Here is a 21480-nt window from a genome sequence, read left to right on the forward strand (position 1 = left end):
ATGAATTATAAAAATGTGACAATTGCAGGCAGTGGAGTTTTAGGGAGTCAAATCGCTTTTCAAACAGCCTTTAAGGGCTTTAATGTCACCATTTATGATATTAATGAAAGCGCCATTGAACAAGCAAAGAATCGTATCATCAATTTAGAAGATACCTATGTCGCCTATTTTAAAAATGAACTGGAAGCAGCCCGGTCTGCTCAATCACGTATTCAATATGCAACAGACTTAAAAGTCGCAACCGCTAATGCCGACTTGGTTATTGAAGCTATTCCAGAGTTAAAAGAAATCAAAATTAACTTTTACACTGAGTTGAGTAAAGTTGCACCTGAACATACGGTGTTTGCAACAAACTCTTCTACGATGCTTCCTAGTGATTTTGCCGAATATACCGGACGTCCGGAGAAATTCCTGGCCCTGCACTTCGCAAACCGCGTTTGGATGAATAATACTGGAGAAGTCATGCCACATCCTCAAACTGATAACCAAGTGGTTGAAGATGTATTGCAATTCGCAGCCGCAATTGGAATGGTTCCCCTCCATATTAAAAAAGAGCAACCTGGCTATATTCTAAACAGCTTACTCGTTCCATTACTGGATGCAGCCCAAAATCTATGGGGAAATGGAGTAGCGGATCCATATACAATCGATAAAACATGGATGATTGCTACGGGTGCACCTCTTGGACCATTTGCGATTATTGATATAGTCGGTTTGGAAACAGTTTATAACATCGTCAGTACTAAAGCAGCAAAGCATCCAAATCCAGAGCAAAATCCATTCAAGGACATTGCAGATTTGGTCAAAACAGAATTCATTAGCAAGGGTAAATTGGGTATGAAAACAGGTGAAGGATTCTATAAATATCCGAATCCAGCCTATAAGAAAAAAGACTTTCTACAGCCTTAAACCAGATCACTGATACTTCTTAGAGAAATCCTATTGACATGACTGTTAATAGGATTTCTTTTGGTTAACTGAAGAAGGATTTTAAAAATATATCAAGAATCTTTATATAAGATTATAAAGGGAGGTTATGGATTAAATGCATGATATTGTCGAATTGCTTGATACAAAAAAACCTGGAGTTACAGATTTAGATATAAAATCAGCAGAAGAACAATTAGAAGTCCTTTTTCCTGAACAGTATAAAGACCTTTTTAAACTATCTAACCAAGCACAGATTGATGAATGGATCCTTTTCCCAATTAAAGATCCTAGAAATTTAAAAAGAACATGGGATGATATTGTAAGACAAAATAAAGATATGCGAGACGAAGAAATGGATAAAAATCTCATATCTATTGGCGAGGATGGTACAGGGGACAAATTATGCTATAAGATTGTAGATACAAACCTGGATGATAAAATTTATATTTGGTATCACGAAACCGGCGAACTAGAAGAAGTAGCTTCTAACTTGAAAGAATTTATTATATCGGTCCAATACCAATAAATGATATAGCGGTCCTGTTGGCCATATATTTTCCCAAATTAGACAGTATCGAAAGAGAAAATATAAAAATAGACGACACAACTGCACGGTTTCCCGTCCAAATGTGCCGCCTTCAGCAGTTAAAGCTTCAATACATGTGTACCGTCAAAGAACATCAGATATCTTTCTGAAACTTCTCTTTTCAGGATTTGTTCAATCGCTCTTGTATATAGCTGAATCTGCTTTTCATATCTTTCTTTTAATACAGGCTCAGCTTCTTCAAATCCATTTTTAAATCGATCTGTTATCGCGTCTGTTTTATAGTCAAGCAGTACAATCCCATTCTCATCTTCAAATAGGCAATCCACTATTCCCTGAACAAGAATGTTCTCGTCGCCATCCTGCCAATCCTGATACGCTTCATGTGCAGGAAGTGCCATTGTAAATGGAATTTCCTTGCGTATTTTTTTGGCATGCTGCAAGCGTTGACCCAATTCACTTTCAAAAAAGCTCAAAATCTGGTCAGTTCTTATCTCACTGACTTGTTCCTTCGTAGCGTATTCCTTCATCACCAAATACTCCAGTAACGTCTGAACAGACTCTTCCGTGACTGGCTTTGTAAAGTCCAAATGCTGCATCACTAAATGCATCATCGTTCCCTTTTCTGCAGGTGACATTGTTTTTTGCTGCATAAAAGCCGGTCTCTTTAAATTCATCCGTTTAAAGGTCGCCCGAACCAAATCAGTTGCACTGTATTCATCCTTTGATTCATTTAATCGTTTCAATTCGGACACAGACTGCTTAGAACGCCCAGTTGTCGAGCTTTTAAATCGATAATCCCATTCCATTTGGTCCCTGACCTGTTCTTTAAACTCAGACTCTACCTCAATTGGTTCCATTTGTTCAATTGATTTAAATAATCGTTTACTTTCCAGGTTTTCTTCCTCTTTAACTGATTGCAACGTATTAGATTTCCGGACATGTACCTGCCATTCTGACGGATGACTAGCAATCTCAGCAAGTGAATCACTGGCGATTGCCCCTTCTTTAAAGATACGATGCCGCACTAGAGACGGACCAATCCAATCCATATAGGACGTGGCATTTGCTCTCGTATAATCAGGTAGAAGCCAGCCTTCTTTATTCTCATAGGCAGACCACTTCTTAAAGGATTTTTCAGCATCTGAGAGTGTTCCGATTAAGTACAGCTTCTCTTTTGCACGGGTTAACGCTACATACAGGACGCGCATCTCTTCCGCAATATTTTCAAGGAGCTGCTTCTTTTTAAAGGCAATCTGTGGTAAGGATGGATAGGTTATCCTTAACTCCGGATTCACATATCGAAATGCAAGACCCAGATCCTTATCCACTAAATAGGAACGCTTTAGATCCATCTGATTAAACTTCTTAGACAAACCGCCCAAAATCACGACAGGGAATTCCAGTCCCTTACTCTTATGAATGGTCATAATCCGGACAACATCTTCCTGTTCACCCAGGGCACGTGCCGCACCCAAATCACTGCCCCTTTCTCTCATCCGATCGATAAAACGGAGAAAGCGGAATATTCCTCTGAATGAACTTTCCTCATATTGTCTGGCACGGTTATATAGTGCCAATAAATTGGCCTGCCTTTGTTTGCCGCCAGGCATACCGCCAACAAAATCATAATAGCCCGTATCCCGGTACAGTTGCCAAATTAAACTGGATAGTGCTCCCTCACGCGCCTGGTTTCTCCATTCGTGAAGATAATCAAAGAATCGCTTCACTTTTAAATAGACAGTTCCGTATTTTTCAAATGAACCGTACTGGCAATAGGCCTTTAACGCATCATAGAATTGCCCCTTTGGCAAGGTAATCCGGATATCTGACAAGTTTTCTTCATCCAGCCCCACTATAGGAGAACGCAGCACAGATGCAAGCGGAATATCTTGATATGGATTATCAATAATTTGCAGGAGAGAGATCATAATAGCTACTTCTGTCGCCTCAAAGTATCCTGTTGAGAGATCGGCATAAACCGGGATACCCTGCGCTCTGAATTCATCCATAATTTGAGGAGCCCATGGCATGGAACGCAGCAAGATGACAATATCCCGATAGGTAATGTTCCGGTATGTTTTCGTTTTGGCATCATACACTTTGCGGCGTTCATTAATCATTTGTTTAATTAATTCAGCCATTTGCCTAGCTTCTAACAGTACCGTTTCAAGATCTTCGTCTGCCTCGTCATCATCCTCAGATCCGTAACCAGCTCCTTCTGCCGATTTATCAATCAAATAAAGTTCCACCGGGTACTCTTCATCCTCAGGATAGGCTGCTCCTTTTTTCAATTCAGCGGGTTCATCATATTCTATTTCACCAACCGTTTTTCCCATCAATTGTTTAAATAAAAAGTTCGTACCTGCCAATACTTCACTTCGGCTGCGGAAATTTTTATTCAAATCAATCTTCATTCCGGTATCTGTCGGCTCTGTTAAAAATCTGCTGTATTTCCCCATGAAAAGATTAGGCTCAGCCAGGCGGAATCGATAGATAGATTGCTTAACATCCCCAACCATAAACATATTGCCGGTTGACTCACCGTCCTGTGTAACAAGCTGAAGGATTGTTTCCTGCACCATATTAGTATCCTGATATTCATCGACAAGTACCTCTTTGAATTTATCACGGTACTCCAACGCAACATCTGTTGGCTTTAATGCTCCATCCTCATAAGTCCCCAGAATTTCTAACGCCATATGCTCCAAGTCGGAAAAATCAACAATCCCGCGTTCAAGCTTTTCTGCCAGGAATCGTTTTTGGAACGCTGTGACCAACCCGGCAAGTGTTACTACATACGGCTTCATATCTGATATATCTTTTAAAAAGCTATCTGCTTTCCGGAAAAATAAATCGCTCGAAATTCCATTCAGCAATTTCTTAACATCATCTCTCGTTTTCTTGGCTTGCTTTGCCAAGTCCTCATCACAGGTTCCCTTGCGAATCGTTTTTGCTTTTGCAAAGCTAACCGCTGAAAATGCATCTGCCATCGACTGCCAATCTGCTTCAAGCGACTCGGATAACTTGTTAATAAGCTCTTCGTCTAATTTAAATGTTTCGCCCAGGGCTGCTGGACCATCAGGCAGCAAGGTTAATTGATAGCCTTCATGGATCATTTCTTTAGCTGCAGCTAGGCGCATCATGATATCAAATTTCAAGACTGGATAAAATGGCAGATCCTCAATCCTGGTATGTTCCCCTACCTCATACATATCCGCAAGGCTTTCCAGCCATTCTTTAGGATTGGGATTAGATCGTGAAAAATCATCAAGCACTCGGATAATTTCGAGAATCGTACGATCACTGCGGTCATCCGTAAATGCATCGATAAGCCTGAAAAACGGCTCATTATCAGATATTCCATACTGTGTTTCCAATACTTCTTCAAGAATTTCATCTTTAATTAATTCGATTTCCGTTGAGTCCCCAATTCGAAAACCGGGATCAATGTCCAACAAATAATAATGACTCCGGACTACATCCAAGCAGAAGGAATGAAGGGTTGAGATATTCGCCTTATTCAGCAAACTGAGCTGCTTACGTAAATGTCTGGAGTCCGGATTCTTTTTAATTTCCTTTTCCAACGCTTCCGCAATACGGTGGCGCATTTCAGCAGCTGAAGCATTGGTAAAAGTGGCTATCAATAAACGATCCACATCAAGAGGGTTATCCTCTGAAATAATCTTCCTGATAATCCTCTCAACCAGTACAGCTGTTTTACCACTTCCGGCCGCAGCCGCTACTAGAATATCATTTCCATCCGCAGTGATAGCTTTCCATTGGTCATCTGTCCATAAGGCATCTGCCGGTTTTACGGGAATTTGTTTACGGTTATTCATCATCTTCTTCCTCCTCCCGTATAGCCTCAAAGATTTCTTCTTTTTTAGCCGGTTTAAATACTCTGTACTCGTTGCTCTCAAGAGAAGGATCAAACTGGCAAACTGTTTTATAATTACAGAAGGTGCATGGTAATTTATTTTGCAAACGATAAGGTTTGATATCAGCTACACCGCTCGTAATGGCATTACCTGTATCGGCATACATTCTCTTCACATGCTGGCTTAAAAGGGAGAACTCTCCTTCACTTGCGATCCGTGAAGCCGCCGTAAAATGCCCATCCTTCTTGAATCCTGCAGGTACAATCAGGGATTCCCCATTTTCCAAATCGCTATCCATCATTTTAACAACCTGGTCATCCCCTAAAAGCAATCCCTTCATTTTAAAGCTTTTAAAGACTTCACGTTCAATCTGGTCTAACGTATAAACTCCATTGTTTTTAATTAATGGATTGTGAACATGGAAATAAAGGACACCTGCAGGCTTAGCTTGTTCCCCAACCAACAATGGTGAGTGTGTGACCACAATATCGAGGTAGGTCAGCATTTGCAAGGCGATTCCATAATAGATTTCCGTGAAGTTTAAATCCTTCGAGCTCGATTTATAATCAATGATTCTCAAATAGGTTCCATCATCTGTCTTCGCCTGATCAATCCGATCAATTCGTCCAGCCAGTTCCATCTTTGTTCCGTTTTTAAGCTCAAAGGTCAGAGGCGGCAAAGAACCTCTCCGGCCAAATCCAAGCTCTAGCCCAATCGGTGAAAATTGGCTGTTTTTAGCTTGTCCGCTTAAAGTGATTGAGGCTCTCGCCACAATTTGTTCCAGTTTCCTTTTCAAATAATGGAATCGATTGGAAGATAATAAGATTTCATTCTGCAGTTTCGGTGCCATTACCTCTACAGCCGTTCTGGCTAATTGGATACATTGCTCCCGTGATAAAGCTCCCCAGCTTGTCCCACGTTCGATAATTTGTTCCGTCATCCATTGCAGAGCACCATGGAACATTTCTCCGATATCAGGAGCTTCTAAACGATAGATATCCCGTTCCCTAAGCTTTAAGCCGTGTGAGGAAAAATGCGCAAATGGGCAGCTATTGAATAGCTCCATTCTCGACACGCTTCCCTGGATTGTATCTCCATACAATTCAACAGCTTTTTGGTCAGGGATTTTCTTCGCTTTATTTTGATACGAAAGCGCTGAAAGAACAAAAGCTGCCTGATCCTTCATCGGACCGTCTTTAACATATTCGTTATATACATCCCACCAAACAGGGGATACCGGATAATTCCTTTTTTTCTGTTGAAGCTGGCTTGCCAGGAATGACAGCGTTGCTCTCGTCTGAACCACATACTCCAGTTGCAGCTCATCACTCATTTCAGCCGGATCATGCACAAAGAAAGTTTCTTTCACCGAACCAAATAAATCCTTCACTCGTTTCATATAAGAGGAAGCCAATAATTGCTTTCCTTCGTCATCAGCCAGTGGATAAGAAAAATATACATAGTCGGATGCCAGCAGGAATGCCTTGTATGCAGCAAACTCCTCATCCAATAATTTGGTGCTTGATGTCGGTGCCATCTTTATTCCGGTAGACTTCAGTGTTTCTCTATCCGTATCTGAAAGGATTCCCCCTTCACTTACTTTTGAAGGAATTACCCCTTCATTTAAGCCTGCTATGAAAGCAATCTTTACATTTTGAGGACGTGATAAATCCATATTGGTCACGACTACTTGGTCAAGGGAAGGTGGAATTAAGGAGAAGTTCAGTGTTTCAATCCCGCTTTCTAGGATTGCACCAAAATTCTTTAACGTAACCGGCCTGTCCCCAACAATTTCTACAAATTGATCCAACAAATCCATGACACCATTCCATGCCTGGTCGTGCTCGGTTGCATGGATGAGTCGGCCTTCCTGCTCATCGCTTCGAGCCATTTTTTCAAGCTTTTCCGGTATGTCAAGCTCATCTAAATACATATATAAAGCCTGAGCATAATCCGTTCCGGATGTTGCTTTTTTAAAACGATTTGCAAGTCGACGGATGGGCTCTGCCACTTGTTCCTTCGTTTCATTCAGCAACGCTTCCATTTTCAATTCTTCATCTGTCTGGATACTGGCCACCAGTTCAAGACCGCGATTTCTTTTATACTTCCAGCTCTGCTTCTTACTCCAGCGGTCACCATAATAGCCTCTGGATAATACGTAATTTTCTAGCAGGGCAGCACTCTCACGCTCTTTTGGTATATAGGCATTCTTATCAAACAAAAGGTCTGTTTTTATAGCACGGAACATCGGTTCATAACGCCAATTATTCGTTAAGGCTTCAAGCGTAGAGCGAATAAGCTCGATCAAAGGGTGATTAAGCATAGGTCTCTTTTGATCAATAAAGACAGGAATACCGTAGTCCATAAAGACGGTTTCCACCACTTCAGCATATTCCTGGCTATTTCTCATTAACACAAAGATATCTCTGTATCGATATCCTTCCCTAACACTCTTTAGAATCTTACGCGCGATTCCTTCCACCTCAGCCCTTCTGTTACCAGCCGGGCAAAATTCAAAATTCGGCTCTTGGTCGTAAACTGGTGCCGGTCTGTTGGCAAACCATTTATCCAAATGCTGCATGGATTCATTTTGAATAAATCGATGCGGTTCCTTAAATAAACGATCCTCCTCCACCTTTACTCCGTTTTGGAGCGCAATCTGATACAGATCAAAATAAGTTTCCCCTGTCATCCTAAATAAATGAAGTGGATCAGGCGCCAGTTCTTTAAAGGGTTGATCTAATGTCAACGAAACCGTCACATTCCTGCAGTGTTGCATTAGAGCTGCCATAATGCCGTATTCCTGAGCTGTAAAGCTGTAAAATCCATCTATATAAATTTCAGCATCGCGAAGGTAAGCTGATTCAGGCATCTTTTCTACTAATAAAGTAAAGTAATCCTCTGAATCTACGTACTGACCTTCTAATTCATGCTCAAATCCATTGTATAAAAGGGATAAATCATCAAGCTTTGACCGTAAAATCGGTGATACCTTTCCAGCTGATTGGTTCAACATTTCCTCTGGAGTCAGGCAATATCGCTTACATTCCTTCAGCAAATCACTCAACTGGGTAATAAAGCCCTGCTTATCACTAGAACGTTGAAAGGTCTTTAACTCGTCCTTATTTTCCTCCATGATTTTGCGAATCACCATGTTGACACCGACATTATTTAAATGCCGTCTGCCCATGCCGCCTGTTTCTTGTAGAACCTTCCAAGCAAGCCGGCTAAAGCTAAACACTTGGGCACGTATCATACCGCCTAGATTTGGCGTATTAATTAATTCCAGCTCAGCCTGAAAAGTCATCTGATCTGGAACAATATATATAATCGAAGGACCTTCCGGATCACTCTCCAGCTTGGTCCTAATGTCATTTAAAATAGTCTCTGTCTTACCTGTACCTGTTTTTCCAATATAAAATTGCAAAGACATTAAATGTGCCTCCCCCCTTTATATCTATCTCTCTATTTTATCATAATTAATGGCGTTTTCTCCTCAATTGACTCTATATCCCAGCATTGTAAAAAATGGTTTATTTCAATGAGAAGATTCGTTTTTGTTATATCACAGGAAACGAGAGAAAGAGGAGAAGTCAAAATAGGCACTAATATGAAAATGACAATCGGCAAGTGGAAAACTTTCACTGCAAAAATAAAACAATGACCATCTGGATTGTGATCATTGTTTTGGTTAGTTTCCTTATTAAATTCTATGCTCTCACTTTATATTTTTCAGGCATTTTATTAGGCGCTATTCTTACTTTAAACTCTTCAAAAAAATGAAAACAGATAACTAAAATTATTCACCAAATGTTTTTCTAAATCCATAAAAAGGTCTGTAACCGATTTGGTTATAAAAGGATTGAGATTCACTGCTTGCCAGCATCTCTATTCTCGTAGAGGGATACAATCCATGTACAAACTTTAGCAGATACTGACCAATCCCTAGCCCCCGGTATCTTTTTTCGATTAAAAGTTCGCAAATATAGAGAGTGACATGTTTATCAGTAATGCCCCTTATATATCCGATAATTTCCTCTTTTGAGAGTACTACAAATGCAATATTAGAATTGTTCCAGGCTTGCTTTGTTTTATCTTTCTCCGTAACTAAGTTTGTCCATTGTTCTTCCGCATTCAGCTTATTTATAGAAATAAAGTCCTGCTCACTATATTTGCGGATTTCTATGGGCTGCCCATGCTCTATGTAAATCATGATATCCCCCAATGCCTTTTTTATCGTTACTCCTAATGATTAGTTTCCCTATCTAATGTGACCTTTTCTTTCAAAATCACCTTGAATCTTTCTGGTTCATCCACTCGAATCGCAACTTGTTCATATTCTTTCTTTATGCCCATTATGAGAGTGGCTTGAACGGGGTGTTTTAATTTTAAAATAACATTTGGATAAACTTCTTCTAAATCTCGGTAAATGAATTCAATCGTCTTTTCAGTAACCTTTTGCTTAAGTTGTTCTTGTTCATCAATTAGGGATTCAATATCTGTCCACTTTATTTCCATACGTTTCATTAACCCAAGAGAAATATACATACGGTCCTCCGTAATCTTTAAGGGATTCAAACGGACAGCCTGAATATCTGCCACAAATAGAATGACCGAGTAAATATTAAGAAGGAGTAAGATCATGGACAATAGAAAGTATTTTCCATGCAGCCACCAATGAATTGCTGCTGTTTCAAAAACAATCGCGTGAATCAACATCACTTGGAAAGCAATATAGCTTGATTTTTGATGCAAGGTATATTGCTTTTCACTCAGCTTCATCTTTTTGTTCCAGCTTGCAAAAGCATAATAAAAAACCAGCATTTCTGAACAAATCATTTGAATAATAACAGGCGTTTTTTTCATTTTTTGCTCAACGGCATTCGAGAATGAAAAAACCACCGGTAGTGGACTATTTTTAACAGCACGGATAATGTACGGCATATATTTGAACAATGAGACGATGAGCAGCACTTCAAAACATACTAATAAACCTTCAATCAGAAAGCCGACCCAAGTGATTGATTCAAATGGCGCCAAATATTCCATTGGAATTAGGAAGCGGACTAAAACGAGACCGCTGGCCGCCAATAAAATCATATTTTTCCATCCCCAGCTTCTCTTCCATGCCATAAATAAAACCGGCAAAACCAATGCCAAATCAATTATGGAGCCTACCACTGCACCATTTGGATTGTATTGTAAAATTTCAACTCCAAACGCTGTACGATATAAACAAACATTAGAGATTAGAACAAGCAGAAACAACATAATCAATAAAAACTCTCGATATAAGGATTTTTTCAAAATCACCGTTTTCACACCTTCCTCCGAAACAATTCCACTTTTTCCTAACTGTCTATATGTATAAAAAAATAGAAATATCATCACTTCGCCTACAACAATCTTATTCGACAAATTTCAATTTTCCCCTGCACAATTCTATTTCAAAGCAAGAAAAAGACGGCAATCATTAGCTTGCCGTCTCTTCAGCCCATATTTGATTTATTTTAGATCATCTACTCTCCACAATCCAACCTATCCAATTCTTCATAAAGGTCTTCACGTACTTCTTCTGCTTCTTTCTTTTCTACATATAGTAGTTGAAGTGCTTCTAACGCTATCTCCTTCTCCATATCACGAATGATTTCTGATAAGCGATGTTCCACAGTAGCAATTTTTTTCTCCAGTGATTCGTAAGTCTCTTTCGAAATCACATGGTGTTCAAGCTGCACATTACTCTGACTCCGAGTCACCGATTGACTTGTTTGCTTTACTTGTAACATATCTGCAAGCATATGCTCTCTCGCCCAAGAGTAATTTCCTAAATAAACCTGTAATGTCCGATTTTGTAGCCAATATGTTTTTTGAAACAGCTTATTCAGCAAGTATCGATCATGGCTGACCACAATAATGGTCCCCGGAAATTCACTTAATGCTTCTTCCAGCACTTCTCTCGAATCAATATCCAAATGATTCGTTGGTTCATCCAGTATCACTAAATTAATATCCTGGTACATTAGCTGAGCGAGTCGTAATCTCATACGCTCACCCCCGCTTAATTTTTCTACCTTTTGAAAGACTTGAAAACCATAGAAAAGGAACCGGGCCAGAATATGACGGGCTTCCCCTTCTGTAACATGGACCTCCTGGCGGAAGGCCTCCAGAACGGTCATGTCTTTTCCTTCTTGAAATAGCTGTTGAGACAAGTATCCAATCTTCACATTGCTGCCCAGTTTGACCTCTCCAACGTCAGGTGTAAACTCATTCAGAACCAGTTTAAGAATGGTTGATTTCCCGGTGCCGTTAGCACCAACAATCGCAATTCGTTCACCGTATTGAACAAGCAGGTCCATATTCTCAAACAGTGTTTGCGTACCAAATCGCTTCGTAATTCCATGGAGCTGCAGGACATCTTTACCGCTTCGCTCAGATAGGTCGAAGTCTAGGTCCATTTTACGTCTTTCTAAAATAGGCCGCTTAATTTTCTCCATTCTCTCTAAGGCACGTTCCATATTGCGGGCACGTTTATGCAATCCTTCACTCGGCGGATTCGCCTGATTGGCCCATTCCCGCAATCGTTTTATCGCTTCCTTCATTTTTTTGATTTTCTTCTGCTGTTCCTTATATTGATTAAATTCTTCCAGAAGCCGCTTTTCTTTTGCTTGCACGAATTCAGAGTAGTTTCCTTCGTATACGAATATCTCTCCATCGTCCAAATCTAAAATCCTCTTAACCGTTCGATCCAGGAAAAATCGATCATGCGAGACAATCAGAACTGTCCCATCATAGTCTTCGAGGAATCCTTCAAGCCATTCAACTGCACCAATATCCAGATGATTGGTTGGTTCATCCAACAATAGGAGATCTGGCTTTTGCAGAAGCAGCACTCCTAAACAAACTTTTGTTTTCTCACCTCCGCTTAAGGAAACAAAACGTTTATCGAGCATCAAATCGAGCATCAGCCCATTGGCTATCTTCATAATCGTGCTGTCCATCTCATAGCCACCAAGCCGTTCAAACTGCTCCTGAACTTCTCCATACTGTTCTATACTACGAGCCAATGAGCTTTCATTAATATCAGTTGCCATACTATGTTCCAGTTTATCCAGTCTCTCCTTCAGCTCAACCATATGGCTAAAAGCAGATTGCAAGCATTCATATACCGTGATACCGTCAGTAAAGTCAGGGATCTGTGACAGCAAACCTATTGCTGCACCCTTTTTAATGTGAATAGCCCCCTCATCAATTGTTTCGACGCCTGCTATCATTTTTAGAATTGTTGATTTCCCACAGCCATTCCGCCCGACGAATCCAACTCGTTCTCCTTCCTTGATCTCAAACGTAATATTTTCAAATAGCTTTGTTCCGCCATAGTTTTTTTCAATTTGCTGTACACTGCATACAATCATGTGTATGAACCCCTCTCATGCTCATACCCTGTACATGAAAAAAAGCCATAGGAAAGTCGATATAAGACTTCCCCATGGCTTTTGAATTCCTATTTTATCAAGGGTATAGAGACTTATTATCGTTCTTTTTCATATGAAATTTCCTGAAAAGGGCAGACTACCCCCTTGGCGAAATTGCACATGAAAAATGGCACGGATCAATGACAAGTTTTCAAGCCATTGCAAACATACCTTCACAGAACGATTCATCTCTACACCTCCTTTAATGGAATAATTTAGTTATAATTATAAACTTTCAGTCAATTATTAACAACTGCTTTTTTCACTCTTCACAGATATCCTTCCATTCTACGAATGGTCCTTCTGTTCCACCCGATTCAAACGGATTTCTACTTGTTTGCCTACTAGCCATAAAAGGAAAATGACGATACCAACAATAATACTTTTTACTGGTTCGCGAATTAAAGACATAATGTCATGGCCAATATAACTAATAGTAAAGATCATGACCAATTTCCCTGCAAAGACAGCAAGCATATATTGTTTTGGACTAATGTCAGATAATCCGCAAACTATATTTACGATCGCGGAAGGAGTGAATGGGAAACAAAGCAAGATAAACAACGGGCCAAATCCATGATGATTGATCCAGAGCATCGCTTTTTGCACAGCCGAATGTCTATGTAAAAATGAAAGGGCTTTTTTCTTTCCATATTTTCTGGACAAATAAAACACAACCATCGCACCAGCGACAGCACCTGTCCAGGAGAGAAGAAATCCAATCCATAAGCCAAAAGCATTGGCATTAGCCGTCACAAAAACAAACAAAGGCAAAAAAGGAAGGAACGCTTCAACAAACGGGAGCAACAATCCCGGAATGGGACCTAAGTTTCTATAATCACTTATTAATTCGGCTAAATGCTCCAATGTTAGCCATTCTGTTAACCAATTAAGATCCATAGTCTCTCCTCACAAACAAATAACAAATTCAGTCCATACTATATAAATATCCCCATATACATTAGATTGAAACAATCCTTACCCCTATTATATCAGATTGCTGTAAGGAGAGAATTAGTTAGAAAATAAACTTGTCAAAAATGTGAAAAGCGATTATTCTATATAGGAACATACGTTCGTTTTTTTACAGACATTGAAAGGACGCGATTTACATGACCCGCATCCCTACAGAAGAGCGCAATATAATGGAAAAAGCGATCTATCTACCCATGGTCCTCACCGTACTTGCCCGAGACCTTCAAGTGGTAAAAGCATCGCCCCTTAAATTAAAACAACCATACATATTATTAATTGATGAAACCATGAAACAGGTCCAAGCAGAATTGAAGCAAGCAAGCCACTATATGAGGACACATCAACTCAAAGTGGAAGAAACAAAAAGAGACGAATCATTCACCTCCTTTTTATTTCTGTATAAAGGCTATGAGGAATACCATAATTATTTCAATCCCCGTATTCGAAATAAAGTACAGGAATTACTGGAGTATTATTTTTTGAAGCAGTGGACTGACCAACTGAAAAATTAACAGCAATAAGTTTCATCGACCTTCCTTATAACTATTTGATGAATGCATTAAACCATGCTTTGCTTGGAAATCTGAATTCCTATCATTAACTTGCATGGCGTTATATAAATAATGTGTCTTTCGCTCCGTCTCTGCTAAGGTTTGAAGCAGCTTCGACTTCAGCATTGCAGTTCTGAGCATCTGGTTTTCAATGATACTATATGAAACTGGAACAACGATAGATTGCTTATTATGAAAATTAATTTGGGTTTTAGTCGCGTCAATCTTAACTCTGGATACAATGTGTTCATAAGAAAGCCAAATACATGATTCTTTTGCAGGAGATGTAGTAGGAAAAAAGAATAATCGATTAGCCGGTTCTAACGATATCGGCACTTTATGCGAGATACCGAGGAGCTTTTTCGTCGACTGGCATCTCCCAGGATAATCAGCCCCAAAATAATCACAGCTGGATTTTACTACTTCCGATGGCCTAAAAGGTACTAAAATTTCTTCATCAAATTCAATCACTTTAGAATACGTTTTCGATCCGTATTCTACTGGAACAACAGCAAATGTAAATGGACTTATTTCGTAATCCTCTCTCCTGGTAATCACGTTCTTTTCCATAGCTTCCTCCTTATAAATCCTGCAATTAAACTACAATTTCAATATAACATAATATTTTAAAATAATTGGTTTATTCACCAAAATTTCAATTTTAACCCAGAACCCCCATGATTGTTACGGTTAATTCATTTTATATTCTGGGTATATGATAAATAACTATTTCAAACTACCAAAGTAAATTTTCTGAATAATTTAAATATTTAGTTGATTTTTCTTTTCATCTGACTTATAATAAAAAAAAGCAACGGGGGGATATCCATGAATCACGAAAAAGCAAATACAGATATCGTAAAAGCTGTTGATGTGACTGTTGACCAGGGGACCATGGAAGATCTACTGATGGATATGATGATTTACGAAGCTCAACTAACCCATGCACATAGGAAACTGAAAGAAGAAATCGATCATGCCTTGGACAATAAGGACAAAGAAGCATTTATGAAACTTTCCGCCGAGCTAATTGAATTGGAGAAAAACTTTGGGAATTAATTCAAACAACTTGTAACGAATAAATACGGTGTATAAACAAAATCACAGAGCGAGGATCATTTAATCCCGCCCTGTGATTTTCTTGTTTTCACTCTTTAATCACGGTATTTCCCTAAATAAAATGAAAACGTTGACAGTATTTAATCAAATACTTTGAAAATGTTAGGGTCGAATCCAAACGTTCCTTGTTTGAACTATATAAAGTCTCCTTATCAGTTGTGCGAGCAAGAACAGCTTCATTAATAATCTGATGATACTCTTTTGGCATATGGCTTAAACCATATCTCCCTGCCCCTGTCTTGGAAATGATATCGTCTTCCGCTAACGTATAGTATTGACAAAGCAGCCCAAGAACTGTCCATTCTATTTCCTCCCGTATATCGTGAGCAGGCATGTTCAGCAATTCATCGAATGAGGATTCCAACCACTGAACTCGATCGCCCCAGTATGTATTCATATTCGCGAATACATAGGATTGTAATTGTTTCGAGCGGAATTCCAGTTCAAAATCCGAGGAAGCAGGCCCAAGAACAGTAATTCCTTTTTTAGCAAAAAGTGTCCATGTCACAGGATTGAAATTAAAATAGGGGCCAAAGCTTAAATTTCCGCTATTATAATAAAAATGATTTTGATGATCATTGTTCACTTTCCCTAAGTCTCCCAAGTAATATAGACACCGTCCATCTCTGGAGTCTTATATTTTTGAGCGATCATTCTATGAATCTTTGAGAGAATACCAGCTTCATCTTCTGTGAAATGCCGACTTGTGACAGAAATAAAATCGATATCACTTTTACCTTTTTCAAAGGCATCCAGTGCAATGGAGCCATGTAAATACAAGCCCTCCAACTCATTTGGCAGATATTCATTGAATAATCCTTCGTATTCATTCAAAATAGTTTCTACGATTTTTGGTATTTTCAACATACCTATCCCTCTATTACTATAGTTAGTATAATTCTATTGTCATAAACACACTGTTCGGGTTCTCTTTGTAATCTGCAAACGGCTTACAATATTGAAATCCAACACTCTCTAAAGCCTTTGGGCTGGTTTAAAGGCAGCCATTGATCCAGTTTCCAGACTTAGTTTCTTATAGTTACGTTCCTTCGCTATATTGATAATGTCCTCTAGCAGCTTTCTAGCTACCCCTTTTCTTAAATGATTCAGTGAAGTTTTCATCGATTTAATCTCTCCATGAGTCATATCAAGTTCTTTCAGGGCCCCACAGCCAACTAACTCCTCATTCTCCCAGACACTCCAAACCGTGATATTTGTTTTTTTCAACTCTTCCAAATTTAAAGCATGTATACTCTCAGGTGAAGAATGCTCGGCCATACTGTAAAGATGGCTATTAATTAAAGCAGCCACTTCAGTTCCTCTTAAATCATCCAATTTAATCTTCATTCAATCATCCCTCACCTTTGACGCCCCCAAAAGAATATACAAATCTTTAATTTATGTCTCCTAAATAGACGGGAACCTTATCACCTTTGTGATAGTTGATTACCTGTTTTCTCATTGCACAAGGATAGAGCCTGTATGCTAATAAATCACTTAACGGCAGCCATTCTACTCCGATTTGTCCCTCATCAGGATTTAGTCCATTTTGAATCACTGTATTCCTTCCTTTAATCGTACATAAAAACATATATTCAATTTGATGGGTTTCCATATCAAAAGCAGCATGTTCATGATTTTGTCCGATATATTCACGAATCAGGATTAAATCACCAATTTCAACCTCCTGTCCTATTTCTTCTATACATTCTCTTATTAACGCTTGATGAAAGGTTTCTCCATGCTCCTGCCCGCCACCAGGCAATATATAATAGACACCTTCATGGTCTTCCTTTTTTATCGCGAGTAATTGATCATCCTGAATAATAATGGCTTTAGCAGAGTTTCGAATTGGCATTATCGTTCATCCTTTTATTTATATATTTTTAATGACAAAAAGAGCTGAAAATTCAGCTCATATGGTTATGATTGATTTAGAATTGAGTCAGCGTTCATATAACGTTCACTGATGATATTACGATGGTGCACTTCATGCCCGGCAATGATAACAGCCAGAGCACGAACCGTAATATCATAATCATTAGCTGAACCCCGGCGCAGCCACTCTTCACTGCAAAGACTTTTCAATAATACAATCGTTGACTGACGGACGATAGACAAGTTTTGCAGAAGCTCTTCTACTGTTTGTTTTGTAAAGGATGCTTGCTGAACATATTCTTCTTCATTAAAACCTGGCAAGTTTCTGCGTTCTCCTCGCGCGATTGCAAGAAGCCTGTATGCCATGATTCTCTCTGTATCAATCATATGTCCGATAACTTCCTTGATACTCCATTTCCCTTCGGCATAACGGAATTCCGCCTGAGTATCAGTTATTTTTTCCAAAGCGGCAATCGTCTGTTTTATTTGTTCGGATAAAAGTTGAATCAAATCACCTTCCGGAACTAATTCTACATATGGTTGATAATAAGGGGTATATTCATTTTGTTTTAATTGTTTTCGCATATTCCCTCTCCTTTTATGTATTTCCTCTATTTATTCCACCTTCATTGCTTAAATTCCTTTATTGCACGATAGCAAAAACAGAGCCACTCCGTCTAACGAAGGGCTCTTCATTTTATTCATTATAACTTTTTATTTTTTATACTTCTCTGCCATTTGAATCCGTTCAAGCATGGTTGGATGACTGTTCCGGAATATTTTAATCAGTAAAGGCGGATTCACTTGGCTTAGCCCCTTTTCAGAAAGTTTCTGAAAGGAGGAAATAGCTGCTTCAGGATTATCGGTCATGTTTAATGCATAGGTGTCTGCTCTTGTTTCCTGCACACGGGATACATAATTTGTAACGGGACTTGCTGCGAACAACAGAATGGACGTAATCAGTAAAAAGAGCGGCAATGACCGAATATCACTCATGGATTCTAAGTGATACAATTCCCCTCTGTTCCGTATGGCTCTTTTCATCCATTTATCTGTCAGCCATAAACCAACCAACATGAGAACCAAATACCCGGCAATACCGAGGTATATATGTTTTTCCACATAATGAGCCATTTCATGAGCCATGATAAATAAAATCTCATCATCCTCTAGGCTGTTCAATGTGGTGTCCCAGAGTACAATTCTGGAATTTGAGCCAACCCCTGTTACATAAGCATTTAAAGAATTGGTTTTCTCTGACATATTTACTTCATACACATGCTCAGCCGGAATATTGGCTTTTGCTGCCAAATCAAGGATTTGTTCTTCCAATACTTTATCTTTCAGTGGGTAAAAATCATTGTAAAGCGGATCGATGACAACCGGCTGAATAAACATGACGAATATCGTGAATGGAATGCATAAAAGCCAGCTATACAGCCACCAGCGAGCGGGACTTTTCCGAATGAGCCAATACAAGACAAGAACAACAATTAATGTCATTCCTAGATCCACCCAAAACTCAATAAAATTATCCTTCATCCAGGAGGAGAAAACCTGAGAGGATATGCCATAGGCAAGCGATATTTTATATCGAATGTATGAAAGCGGCAGGAAGACAATAAATAAAAGGAGTGAAAGCCAAAAGACATAGGCGCTAATTTGAACGGAATGTCTTTTCCAGGATTGCTTCCCCCATTTCTCTAGCCCTTTGGACAATCCAGATATCAGAACAATCGCATAGAATAGCCACTCAAGCGGTGTACTGATAAAAAAGAAAAAGTTTCGTATTTTAGAATACGTTTCACTCTTTTCTAACAATTCCTTATTCATAAACGTAGAGGGATCTGCATTGGTTCCCCTCATCGATTCAGGAATAGCTGTATTGGCACCATGAAAAAGATAAACATATATCGCCAATGCATAAATTAGAAATAGGCCTAATATGATTAAAATCCATTTTCTCCGCAAATATACCCCTCCTCAAACATTCCATCTATATAGTTTACCGGCATTTGTACAAGTTAGAACCTTAATTCATTCTTTCTCCATACGACACAAAATAGACACTCATTTCTCACAAGTTTCCAACAACTTTACCATAACCACTATCTATATAATGGTAAAATAGGGGAGGAATAACAAACAGAGGGGAACTGTTAAACGATATGAAAAAGTTATATATAGGTTTTACTATCTTATTAATTTTAAGTATCGGTGCTGGTATATACTACTTCACTGGTTATAGGCAGTCACAAATGGAGTTTCCTAATGAAGTTACAATGGAATCCACTACCGGTACGGATTATTCATTCAAGGAAATTCCACAAAAAATACGCCTATTGGAATTTATGTATACAAACTGTCCTGATGTCTGTCCAAATACAACCTATCAAATGGTCGATATACGCGATCGGCTTGTGAAAGACGGTCTGTTTGGCGATAAAGTCGAATTCCTGACAGTCACAATTGATCCAGCTCGGGATACACTCCCGATTATGAAAGAGTACGGTGAGACCTTTAAAACAACTGCTGCAGACGGATGGTATGTATTGCGTGGAGATGCAGAGGATACAAGAAAGCTCGCAGATGCATTCCGTTTCCAATATAAAGACCCCGGTTCAGGATTCCTAATCCACACAAATGCCACTTATCTTATTAATGAAAAAAACCGTGTCATTGAAGTATTTGGAATGGGAGAAAAGGATTTTGACCGAGAAGAAGTTTACAAGAAAATTGTTAAGAATGCTGAAAAGATGTAGCTGATTCCAGAAGATTTGTATATAAAGGTGTAGGCAAAAAAAGACAGCTCTTTTAATTATCAAACCAATCAACCTTCTCCATCCACTCTAAGAGTATAAGAAAAGACTGTCCATTGACAGTCTTGTTCTTATGCGGAAATACTATCCCTCGCACAATTAGAGAAACCTAAATTTCCATGAGAGAAGCTTCAGCTTTGCAGCCTGCATAATCAGCTCCAAGAAAATCTAGTAATTCCTGATTTCGGTCATGAAATTGTTCTAACCCTTTATTATGTGATTTCCACATAATCTCTGTGTTTTTTTCAAAACTCTTAAGTTCAAACGGCGGTCGATAAACGAATGCTTTCCCTTCTTGCTCCAGCTTTTCTATCAAATCCATGGTTTGATTATAATGATGTGCACGGTTCTCCATGGCTTGAACCAGTTGCGGATATTTCTTACGCAATAGTTTCACTGCCCATTTTGTCTGACTGTCGAGCTTCTTCCTGTAGCCCGGCGGCCTGGTCAAGATGATGACATGCTTTTCATAGCCATCTGCTATCGCCTTTTGGATTGGTACCGAATCAGCTAATCCTCCATCATAATAAGGAACATTATTTATTTTAATTTCAGGAAACAGGACTGGAATAGCACATGTGGCCCGCAAAATTGTAGCCCCTTTGTCCATTGTTTTACCATCCATGTATTCTACCTGTCCGGTATAGGCATTTGTCACGCCAAACAAAACTTGACCTTGATAGTTTTGATATGTCTCCCAATCAAAGAAATCCAACTGATTAGGAACCGTATCATAGGCAAACGTCAGCCCAAACAGACTTCGCTCCGTTAGAAAATTGCGCACTCCGACATAGCGCTTATCATTCCGGTAAGTAGATATAAAGCGAATCGTCCTGTTTTTTTGCTCAGAAATATAGGAACATGCACTAATAGCACCCGCAGAGATTCCCAATATGTAAGGAAACATCATCTCTTTCTCTAAAAAACCGTCTAAGACACCCGCTGTATATACCATGCGGAATGTTCCGCCCTCTAAGATCAAGCTCGTATTTTTTATATTGATAGGAATCATCAAAAAGTCTCCTTTATTCATGCTCATTATAGATGTTTATAGATGTTGTTTAAGCCATAAGCCTCTCTTCATCCACAATCAATTGTAACGTATCAAAACTTCTATAACGCTGGTTAATCTATACTATTTTTCCTAGTAAAAAGGAGCTGTCCCGAAAGCCAGGGAAGTATGGCTAATAAGAGGACAGCTCTTACATTCTATTTAAATGGTAGGATAGTAATAAACTTATTCTTCCACTACAATCCGGTCACATAACACCATAATACAAGGACGTTGTTGATATATCTATTGATACCACT

19 protein-coding genes and 1 pseudogene are annotated in these 21480 nt (G+C 39.1%); 5 read left to right on the forward strand and 15 right to left on the reverse strand.

The window, feature by feature from the left end:
- Together FHY45_RS04110 and FHY45_RS04115 are read left to right on the forward strand one after the other, a co-directional pair.
- A complete protein-coding gene (locus FHY45_RS04110) occupies positions 1 to 909 on the forward strand; it encodes a 3-hydroxyacyl-CoA dehydrogenase (RefSeq protein ID WP_139891464.1) in 909 nt (302 codons plus the stop codon).
- A 136-nt stretch (positions 910 to 1045) separates the two neighbouring features.
- The gene (locus FHY45_RS04115; protein ID WP_139891465.1) at positions 1046 to 1456 is read left to right on the forward strand and encodes an SMI1/KNR4 family protein; all 411 of its coding nucleotides are present in this window, start codon (positions 1046 to 1048) and stop codon (positions 1454 to 1456) included.
- 119 nt (positions 1457 to 1575) lie between these two features.
- Here the strand turns inward: FHY45_RS04115 and addA are convergent, their stop codons facing one another.
- From addA to FHY45_RS04145, 7 genes are all read right to left on the reverse strand, one after another.
- Complete coding sequence (gene addA / locus FHY45_RS04120) at positions 1576 to 5319, reverse strand: helicase-exonuclease AddAB subunit AddA (protein ID WP_306821538.1); 3744 nt, start codon at positions 5317 to 5319, stop codon at positions 1576 to 1578.
- A complete protein-coding gene (gene addB, locus FHY45_RS04125; RefSeq protein WP_139891466.1) occupies positions 5309 to 8788 on the reverse strand; it encodes a helicase-exonuclease AddAB subunit AddB in 3480 nt (1159 codons plus the stop codon). Before addB ends, addA begins: the two co-directional genes overlap by 11 nt.
- Before the next feature lie 366 nt (positions 8789 to 9154).
- Positions 9155 to 9568, reverse strand: a complete 414-nt coding sequence (locus FHY45_RS04130; RefSeq protein ID WP_139891467.1) for a GNAT family N-acetyltransferase — start codon at positions 9566 to 9568, stop codon at positions 9155 to 9157.
- A gap of 32 nt (positions 9569 to 9600) precedes the next feature.
- Complete coding sequence (locus FHY45_RS04135) at positions 9601 to 10773, reverse strand: beta-carotene 15,15'-monooxygenase (RefSeq protein ID WP_257468971.1); 1173 nt, start codon at positions 10771 to 10773, stop codon at positions 9601 to 9603.
- A gap of 101 nt (positions 10774 to 10874) precedes the next feature.
- Positions 10875 to 12767, reverse strand: a complete 1893-nt coding sequence (gene abc-f / locus FHY45_RS04140; RefSeq protein WP_139891468.1) for a ribosomal protection-like ABC-F family protein — start codon at positions 12765 to 12767, stop codon at positions 10875 to 10877.
- A 129-nt stretch (positions 12768 to 12896) separates the two neighbouring features.
- The gene (locus FHY45_RS21190) at positions 12897 to 13016 is read right to left on the reverse strand and encodes an RAxF-45 family protein (RefSeq protein ID WP_368072416.1); all 120 of its coding nucleotides are present in this window, start codon (positions 13014 to 13016) and stop codon (positions 12897 to 12899) included.
- A 99-nt stretch (positions 13017 to 13115) separates the two neighbouring features.
- The gene (locus FHY45_RS04145; protein WP_066101678.1) at positions 13116 to 13727 is read right to left on the reverse strand and encodes a TVP38/TMEM64 family protein; all 612 of its coding nucleotides are present in this window, start codon (positions 13725 to 13727) and stop codon (positions 13116 to 13118) included.
- A gap of 212 nt (positions 13728 to 13939) precedes the next feature.
- On the opposite strand from FHY45_RS04145, the gene FHY45_RS04150 reads away from it, so the two are divergent.
- On the forward strand, positions 13940 to 14314 hold the full coding sequence (locus FHY45_RS04150) for a YhjD family protein (RefSeq protein ID WP_066101681.1): 375 nt from the start codon (positions 13940 to 13942) through the stop codon (positions 14312 to 14314).
- Positions 14315 to 14326: 12 nt separating this feature from the next.
- Here the strand turns inward: FHY45_RS04150 and FHY45_RS04155 are convergent, their stop codons facing one another.
- A complete protein-coding gene (locus FHY45_RS04155; RefSeq protein ID WP_066101684.1) occupies positions 14327 to 14923 on the reverse strand; it encodes a competence protein ComK in 597 nt (198 codons plus the stop codon).
- Between the two features lie 258 nt (positions 14924 to 15181).
- Here FHY45_RS04155 and FHY45_RS04160 point away from each other — a divergent pair, with 258 nt between their 5' ends.
- On the forward strand, positions 15182 to 15412 hold the full coding sequence (locus FHY45_RS04160; protein ID WP_066101689.1) for an IDEAL domain-containing protein: 231 nt from the start codon (positions 15182 to 15184) through the stop codon (positions 15410 to 15412).
- 112 nt (positions 15413 to 15524) lie between these two features.
- Here the strand turns inward: FHY45_RS04160 and FHY45_RS04165 are convergent, their stop codons facing one another.
- From FHY45_RS04165 to FHY45_RS04185, 6 genes and pseudogenes are all read right to left on the reverse strand, one after another.
- Positions 15525 to 16058 (reverse strand): DUF4111 domain-containing protein, encoded by a 534-nt coding sequence (locus tag FHY45_RS04165; RefSeq protein WP_257468973.1) that lies wholly within the window; start codon positions 16056 to 16058, stop codon positions 15525 to 15527.
- Positions 16059 to 16063: 5 nt separating this feature from the next.
- Positions 16064 to 16339: a nucleotidyltransferase domain-containing protein gene (locus tag FHY45_RS20780; protein ID WP_257468974.1), complete on the reverse strand. Its 276-nt coding sequence runs from the start codon at positions 16337 to 16339 to the stop codon at positions 16064 to 16066.
- Positions 16340 to 16361: 22 nt separating this feature from the next.
- A pseudogene (locus tag FHY45_RS04170) lies at positions 16362 to 16819 on the reverse strand (GNAT family N-acetyltransferase).
- A 46-nt stretch (positions 16820 to 16865) separates the two neighbouring features.
- On the reverse strand, positions 16866 to 17330 hold the full coding sequence (locus FHY45_RS04175) for an NUDIX domain-containing protein (protein ID WP_139891469.1): 465 nt from the start codon (positions 17328 to 17330) through the stop codon (positions 16866 to 16868).
- A 65-nt stretch (positions 17331 to 17395) separates the two neighbouring features.
- The gene (locus tag FHY45_RS04180; protein ID WP_139891470.1) at positions 17396 to 17935 is read right to left on the reverse strand and encodes a DinB family protein; all 540 of its coding nucleotides are present in this window, start codon (positions 17933 to 17935) and stop codon (positions 17396 to 17398) included.
- Positions 17936 to 18064: 129 nt separating this feature from the next.
- Positions 18065 to 19321 carry a M48 family metallopeptidase gene (locus tag FHY45_RS04185; RefSeq protein WP_139891471.1) on the reverse strand — a complete coding sequence of 419 codons (1257 nt, stop codon included), beginning with the start codon at positions 19319 to 19321 and terminating at the stop codon, positions 18065 to 18067.
- 197 nt (positions 19322 to 19518) lie between these two features.
- Between FHY45_RS04185 and FHY45_RS04190 the strand changes: the two genes are divergently transcribed.
- Entirely contained in the window at positions 19519 to 20112 is a 594-nt protein-coding gene (locus tag FHY45_RS04190) for an SCO family protein (RefSeq protein WP_139891472.1), read from the forward strand.
- A 166-nt stretch (positions 20113 to 20278) separates the two neighbouring features.
- Here FHY45_RS04190 and FHY45_RS04195 read toward each other — a convergent pair whose 3' ends face one another.
- Positions 20279 to 21181 carry a patatin-like phospholipase family protein gene (locus tag FHY45_RS04195; protein ID WP_139891473.1) on the reverse strand — a complete coding sequence of 301 codons (903 nt, stop codon included), beginning with the start codon at positions 21179 to 21181 and terminating at the stop codon, positions 20279 to 20281.
- Positions 21182 to 21480: the final 299 nt, after the last annotated feature.

The organism is Bacillus sp. D386 (assembly GCF_006346415.1).

Excerpts from the sequence above, each read along its gene's own strand:
- FHY45_RS04175 (WP_139891469.1), bottom strand. The coding sequence starts at position 17,330 with ATGCCAATTCGAAACTCTGCTAAAGCCATTATTATTCAGGATGATCAA.
- FHY45_RS04115 (WP_139891465.1), top strand. The coding sequence starts at position 1,046 with ATGCATGATATTGTCGAATTGCTTGATACAAAAAAACCTGGAGTTACA.
- FHY45_RS04145 (WP_066101678.1), bottom strand. The coding sequence starts at position 13,727 with ATGGATCTTAATTGGTTAACAGAATGGCTAACATTGGAGCATTTAGCC.
- FHY45_RS04110 (WP_139891464.1), top strand. The coding sequence starts at position 1 with ATGAATTATAAAAATGTGACAATTGCAGGCAGTGGAGTTTTAGGGAGT.
- FHY45_RS04180 (WP_139891470.1), bottom strand. The coding sequence starts at position 17,935 with ATGCGAAAACAATTAAAACAAAATGAATATACCCCTTATTATCAACCA.
- abc-f (WP_139891468.1), bottom strand. The coding sequence starts at position 12,767 with ATGATTGTATGCAGTGTACAGCAAATTGAAAAAAACTATGGCGGAACA.
- FHY45_RS21190 (WP_368072416.1), bottom strand. The coding sequence starts at position 13,016 with ATGAATCGTTCTGTGAAGGTATGTTTGCAATGGCTTGAAAACTTGTCA.
- FHY45_RS04160 (WP_066101689.1), top strand. The coding sequence starts at position 15,182 with ATGAATCACGAAAAAGCAAATACAGATATCGTAAAAGCTGTTGATGTG.
- FHY45_RS04130 (WP_139891467.1), bottom strand. The coding sequence starts at position 9,568 with ATGATTTACATAGAGCATGGGCAGCCCATAGAAATCCGCAAATATAGT.
- FHY45_RS04150 (WP_066101681.1), top strand. The coding sequence starts at position 13,940 with ATGACCCGCATCCCTACAGAAGAGCGCAATATAATGGAAAAAGCGATC.
- FHY45_RS20780 (WP_257468974.1), bottom strand. The coding sequence starts at position 16,339 with ATGTTGAAAATACCAAAAATCGTAGAAACTATTTTGAATGAATACGAA.
- addB (WP_139891466.1), bottom strand. The coding sequence starts at position 8,788 with ATGTCTTTGCAATTTTATATTGGAAAAACAGGTACAGGTAAGACAGAG.
- FHY45_RS04190 (WP_139891472.1), top strand. The coding sequence starts at position 19,519 with ATGAAAAAGTTATATATAGGTTTTACTATCTTATTAATTTTAAGTATC.
- addA (WP_306821538.1), bottom strand. The coding sequence starts at position 5,319 with ATGATGAATAACCGTAAACAAATTCCCGTAAAACCGGCAGATGCCTTA.
- FHY45_RS04155 (WP_066101684.1), bottom strand. The coding sequence starts at position 14,923 with ATGGAAAAGAACGTGATTACCAGGAGAGAGGATTACGAAATAAGTCCA.
- FHY45_RS04195 (WP_139891473.1), bottom strand. The coding sequence starts at position 21,181 with ATGATTCCTATCAATATAAAAAATACGAGCTTGATCTTAGAGGGCGGA.